Annotated in this window: 4 protein-coding genes; all 4 read left to right on the top strand. The window is 39.4% G+C overall.

Annotation, left to right across the window (positions count from 1 at the left end; genetic code table 11):
- Positions 1-84 precede the first annotated feature (84 nt).
- Positions 85-3,981, top strand: a complete 3,897-nt coding sequence (locus ABWO41_RS14405; RefSeq protein WP_353139477.1) for a response regulator — start codon at positions 85-87, stop codon at positions 3,979-3,981.
- 4 nt (positions 3,982-3,985) lie between these two features.
- Positions 3,986-4,348, top strand: a complete 363-nt coding sequence (locus ABWO41_RS14400; protein WP_353139473.1) for a response regulator transcription factor — start codon at positions 3,986-3,988, stop codon at positions 4,346-4,348.
- A 2-nt stretch (positions 4,349-4,350) separates the two neighbouring features.
- Positions 4,351-5,418, top strand: coding sequence for a hypothetical protein (locus ABWO41_RS14395; RefSeq protein ID WP_353139470.1), 1,068 nt, complete (start codon positions 4,351-4,353; stop codon positions 5,416-5,418).
- Positions 5,412-6,262, top strand: an 851-nt coding sequence (locus ABWO41_RS14390; protein WP_353139467.1) for a glycosyltransferase family 2 protein, incomplete at its 3' end; no start/stop codon positions are given. The genes ABWO41_RS14395 and ABWO41_RS14390, both read left to right, overlap by 7 nt.

Raw genomic sequence — 6,262 nt, 5'->3', positions numbered from 1 at the left:
CGTTCCGTTTCTCTCCTCCCGTTCATTTTGAGTAACTTTTTATTAACTTTATTCGTAAAGATATGTTCCCATTGAGTACAGTACATGGAAAACAAGCAGATACCTACAAACGAAATAGAACGCCTTCAGAAATTAGAATATTATGGGCTGTTAGGAATGGGAAAAGATCCGGAACTGGATGTTCTAGCAGAAGCAGCATGCCTTATAGCAGATTGCCCTTCTTCTCTGATAGCCATGATGGAAGAAGATATACAATGTATTCAAAGCTGTGTTGGCTTGGAATTAGAGACGGTAGACAGAGAAAATACCATCTGCCAATATGTTGTTTTAAGCAAAGAAATACTCATAATAGAAGACACATGGGAAGATCCCAGATCTTCTACAAATCCATTAATTCGCGAAGGCAATATTCGTTTTTACGCTGGTATACCATTAATTGTTGAGGAAAGTTATGTTATAGGTACATTATGTATTATTGATTTTCATCCGAAAAAGCTTACTCCCAAACAGATTTCATCATTAAGCCAATTAGGAAAAGCAATTACTAAGATCTTATTGGGGAAAAAGCAAAGAGTAGAAGCCGGATACTTTTCGGAAATCGTACGCTTATCTAAAAACATGATCTGCGTATTAGATAAACAATTTTTACTAAAAGAAATAAATCCGGCCTTTTCCGAAGGGCTGGACATCTCCAGATCAGCGGCATTGGGAAAACCTCTGTTTGAAATTCTGGATACTCCAGATATTACTCCAAAAAACCTGTTAAAAAAACTTATCAATACCAGTACCGGAATACAGCTCACCACTACCACACAAAAAGAAAGTGGTAAAAAAGTAGTTGTAGACTGGCACTTTAAATACCATAATATCAATGGCGAAATCTTTGCATTTGGCAGAAATGCAACTACAGAATTAGAAGAAAAATTAAAACTGGAGAGCTCCGAACGCCGTTTCCGTAATTTTTTCGAGAACGCCATTGGCCTTATGAGCATGCATGATATGGATGGAAACATTATAGCCGTTAATGAAAAAGGCCGGAATATGCTCCATTATACAGCTGCCGAGGTAAAAAAATTAAACCTGCGGCAACTGGTTCCATCGCATCATCTTCCATTCCTTGAATCTTATTTAGAGCGTATAGCGCGTAACAAAGAAGATTCGGATATGATGGTTCTGCAGACAAAGGAAGGCACACCAATTTATTGGCTGTATCACAATATGCTGGAAACCGATCTGGATGGAAAACCCTATGTGGTTAGTACGGCTTTAAATATGACAGATCGGATACAGTTAGAACATGACCTGCTGCATACGAAGCAAATTCTCGAGCAAACCAATGCAGTAGCTCAGGTTGGTGGCTGGGAAGTAGATCTGGAACAAAATAAAGTGTATTGGTCAGATCCCACCAAAATTATCCACGGTGTAAAAAAAGATTTTGCTCCTAATGTTGATTCTGCTCTTAGTTTCTTTGAACCGGAAAGCGAAAAAAAGCTAAGAAATATTTTTGAACAGGCAATAGAAAAAGGTACATCTTATGATATCGAACTTCGTCTGCGTAAACAAAGCGGCGAGACAATCTGGGTTCGCGTAAAAGGTGTTCCAGAATTTGAAGACGGTAAATGTAAACGCATATTTGGTATTATTCAGGATATCAATAAAAGCAAGATCCTTTACCTGGAGCTCGAGCGCAAAGAAGCCATGTTACAGGCTTTTGTAAATTATGTGCCTGCTTCCGTTGCCATGTTCGACCGCGACTTCAACTATGTATTCGTCAGCAATCAATGGGTAGACGACTTTCATCAGGGAAAAGCCGATTTACTGAACAAGAATTTCTTTGAGCTTTTCCCTCATATCCCCGAAGAACGAAAAAGAATATACAAAGAAGCACTCGAAGGAAAACCTTACAAAAACACCAACGAGGTAATTAGCGTTGGTGGAATTGGCACACCTCAACACTTTAACTGGGAAGTTAGACCATGGCATCTTGCTGATGGCGGTATTGGTGGAGTTATTGTTTTCACCCAAAATATCAGCGAATCGGTTAAAGTAAATGAAGAACTAAAAAAAGCAAAGACACTTGCAGATCTGGCCAGTAAAGCAAAATCTGAATTCCTGGCAAACATGAGTCACGAAATCAGAACACCTTTAAATGGTGTTATAGGCTTTTCGGACCTCTTATTAAAAACACCGCTTAACGATACTCAGAAGCAATATTTAAATTATATTAACGAATCGGGAAACAGTCTGCTGAGTATAATCAACGATATTCTCGATTTCTCTAAGATAGAAGCCGGGAAACTCGAACTGCTTATAGACAAATTCAATATTTATGATATTGCCAACCAGGTAATTAACATCGTTCTGTATCAGGCCCAGCGAAAAGACATAGAACTGTTACTCAATATAGAGCAAGGTCTTCCATGTTCTGTCTGGGTAGATGAATCCCGCATCAAACAAGTACTGATTAATTTACTTGGCAATGCAGTAAAATTTACCGAACAAGGTGAAATTGAGCTTAAAATTGAAAAGCTAAATTCCGGTAAGGAAAAATTAACCCTGCGATTTTCGGTACGCGATACGGGTATAGGCATTCCGAAAGACAGACAACAACAAATATTTGAGGCTTTCACTCAGGAAGATAGCTCTGTAAGCAAGCGATATGGAGGTACCGGGTTAGGATTAACCATCTCGAATAATTTACTAAACTACATGAAGAGCAAACTCCAGCTGGAAAGTGAGCCTGGTAAAGGTTCTCTTTTCTATTTTGATCTGGAAGTTCCTTATGAAGAACAGGAAGAGGTAGACGAAGAACTGTCTATCGGTAAAGTTCTTATTGTTGATGATAACGCCAATAACCGAACCATATTGAAACATATGCTGGACTACAAGCAAGTAGAAGCTGTTCTGGCAGAAAACGGTATGGAAGCACTGCAATTGCTTATGCGTGGCGAGCGCTTTGACGTTATACTGATGGATTATCATATGCCTATTCTTTCGGGGCTCGAAACCATAGACAAAATCAGGGAATTATTTCATAAACAGGAAAAGGAAATTCCACTCATTGTCTTACACACCTCTTCGGAAGAACACGAGGTCATTTCCTCTTTCAGACAGGAAGACAGATCTTATTGTTTGCTAAAGCCTATTAAATCAGAGGAACTTTATAAGGCACTTCGTCGGGTTATTCAAAAGAGCAAGGCAGGTATCGAAGACGCTCTAAAAACAGACGATCCCGTTACACCAACTTTGTATGAACAGCAAATCAAGATTTTGCTGGCAGATGACAATCCGGTAAATATGGCACTTAACTTAAGAATCATAGAGTCTCTGATGCCGAATGCACAATTGACCGAAGTTGCCAATGGCGCTGCAGCCATACAGGCATGTACCCAAAATATTTTCGACCTCATCCTGATGGATGTCCAAATGCCGGAAGTAGATGGTATAGAAGCTACTAAACAAATAAGAAAGCTTAGAGGCTATCAGGATATCCCCATCATAGGAATTACAGCGGGAAATATTCGCGGGGAGAAAGACAAATGCATAGAAGCAGGAATGTCAGACTTTTTAGCAAAACCAATACGTCAGCAAGACATGTATGTGGTATTGAAAAAATTTGTCGAAATGGAACCTGCCGAGTCTTACGACGATCGTTTAGATACAGACGCATTGCAGCAGCAGGTTGGCGACGACCCGGAATTTATGTCTTTCTTTCTTGGCCTGGTTATAAAAGAGCTAAAATCAGCATTATCAAACCTAAGAGAAGTAAGAGAAAGCAGCGATGTGGTTCGCTTAAAAGAAATTATTCATAAACTGAGAGGTACTGCTTCTACCGCCGGTTTAACCAAACTGGCTAAGCTGGCGTTTGTTATTGAAGACGGATTGAATACCGAAGCTTCCATGCCAGAAAATTTGATAGAAATAGAACAGGAAATAGAAATTGGACTACAACTTGCCACAAAACTTTTAAACAAACAATAATACCATGTTAATTTTAATAGCAGAAGACGACGAATTGATATTACATACCATTGAACATAAATTGGTTAAAGAAGGACACGAAGTTATATTATCTCGTAATGGCAAAGAAGCCATAGAAAAGATAAAAAGTTTAGATATAGATCTTATTATTACAGATATCATGATGCCTTTTGCATCTGGTACCGAAATTTTGTCGACAATTCAGACACTGGGCAAAAACATTCCGGTTATTGTACTTTCCAGCATGGGTCAGGAAGAAGTTGTTATCGAGGCTTTTGATATGGGCGCCTCCGATTTCATGATCAAACCCTTCAGTCCGAATGAATTGTTATTACGCATAAAAAAATTAGCAAATAAACAGGCCTAAAAATGTCAACACGCGTCACCGTACAAGAACTCGTCATCGCGATCATCATCGTACTGATCTTAGTATTGCTATTGACCATAATCGTGTTAACATACAGCTTTTACCGCTATCGGATTTTACATAACAGAGAATCCTGGAAAAAAATAATCGAATACAAAATATCCGAAGTTATTGTAGACGGGCAGGAAGCTATTCACAACGATAAAGAGTTTTCCAGTCACCTGCGGCATGCCTCTTTCAGGAATCTCTTTCTGGCAGTACTGGTCGAGTCAAACCGGAAATTTTCCGGAGCAGCACATAACGAACTTAAAAAGCTCTTTTACAGCTTTCAGTTAGAAAAAGATGCGTGGAAAAAACTTCGTCAAAAAGAGCCGTATCTTATTGCTAACGGAATACAGGAATTGGCATCAATGCGTGTAGAGGCAGCTATACCACAAATTATAGCCCTGCTCAGCAACCCCCATCAACAGATCTATCAGGAAGCCCAGTATGCTATGGTCAGCTTCAAGGGATTCGAAGGGTTAAACTTCCTCAACGAACTGGTGTATCCCCTATCCGACTGGCAACAGCTCCGTTTATTAAGTTCTTTAAAAGAAATTCCCGAACATTCCGCTCCAACCATCTCCAACTGGTTGGTAAGTACCAATGAGTCGGTAGTTATTTTCACACTCCGCCTCATCAGGAAATTCCAGCTTTTGTCATTCTATACACAAGTATGGGACATGTTGAACCATGCTACCGCTAATACACAAATACAGATTGTTCGTACTTTAAGAGTATTGGAAAATGCAGATACGGTTCAACAATTTATAACAGTCTTTCCAGAGCAGACAGAAAAAGTACAGTTGGAAATATTAAAAGCATTAAAGATTGCCAGGAATAAAAAAAGCGAGTCCTTTCTACAGCAACAGCTCTGGGAACATCCTGCCGCAGCTATCAAAATCGCAGCGGCAGAAGTACTCATAGCTTTAGGACAGCAAGCCTATCTGCAACAGGTCGCCGGTCAGGAAGAAACGCCCGAACAACTTATAAAAATCATTAAACACGCCTTACAGGAAAAGATATGTTAGATTTTGCTCACCTCGTTTATGAAATTATAATTTGGGTATTTTTAATATACTCGGGCTCTATTTTTATGATCTACACCTGGATTGGGATATCTGCCTATTTTGCTGTATCGAGGTATAAGCATGATAACTCCTTTACCGATTATAGTATTATAGCAACAAATGTCAATGCACCAACATTTAGTCTTATCGCACCGGCATATAATGAAGGTATGACTATTGTCGAAAATGTCCGCTCGCTTTTATCGTTGTATTACCATAATCTGGAAATCATTATTGTTAATGATGGTAGCCGTGATGACTCCATAGCCAAACTTATTGAGGCGTATCAGTTAGAATCTACCTCTTTTTTTATTCAGGGAGATATAGAAACTCAAGAAATAAGAGCCATCTATAAAAGTAAAAATCCGGCATTTAAGAAACTGATAGTTGTAGATAAAGAGAATGGTGGTAAAGCCGATGCGCTTAACGTAGGAATAAATATTTCATCAGGAGATTACATTGTCTGTATTGATGTGGATTGTATTCTTGAACAGGATGCCATACTCAAACTGGCCAAACCTTTTTTAGAACAGACCGATAAACGTGTTATCGCCTGTGGTGGAGTTATTCGTTTAGCTAATAATTGCAAAGTAATAGACGGAAAGGTAGTAGATATTAATCTTCCACAATCGTGGCTGGGACGCACCCAGGCTTTAGAATATATACGCGCCTTTGTATTGGGAAGAATGGCATGGTCCAGAGCTTCGGGCCTGATTTTAATCTCCGGCGCATTTGGCGCATTTGACAAACAAATCGTATTGGCTTGCGGAGGGTGTTGGCCTCCCACGCCTCGACCTGGTGTTCC

The sequence above is a fragment of the Pseudopedobacter sp. genome (assembly GCF_040392825.1).
In the GTDB taxonomy this organism is placed as follows: domain Bacteria; phylum Bacteroidota; class Bacteroidia; order Sphingobacteriales; family Sphingobacteriaceae; genus Pseudopedobacter.
This window is presented reverse-complemented; position numbering and strand designations above follow the sequence as displayed.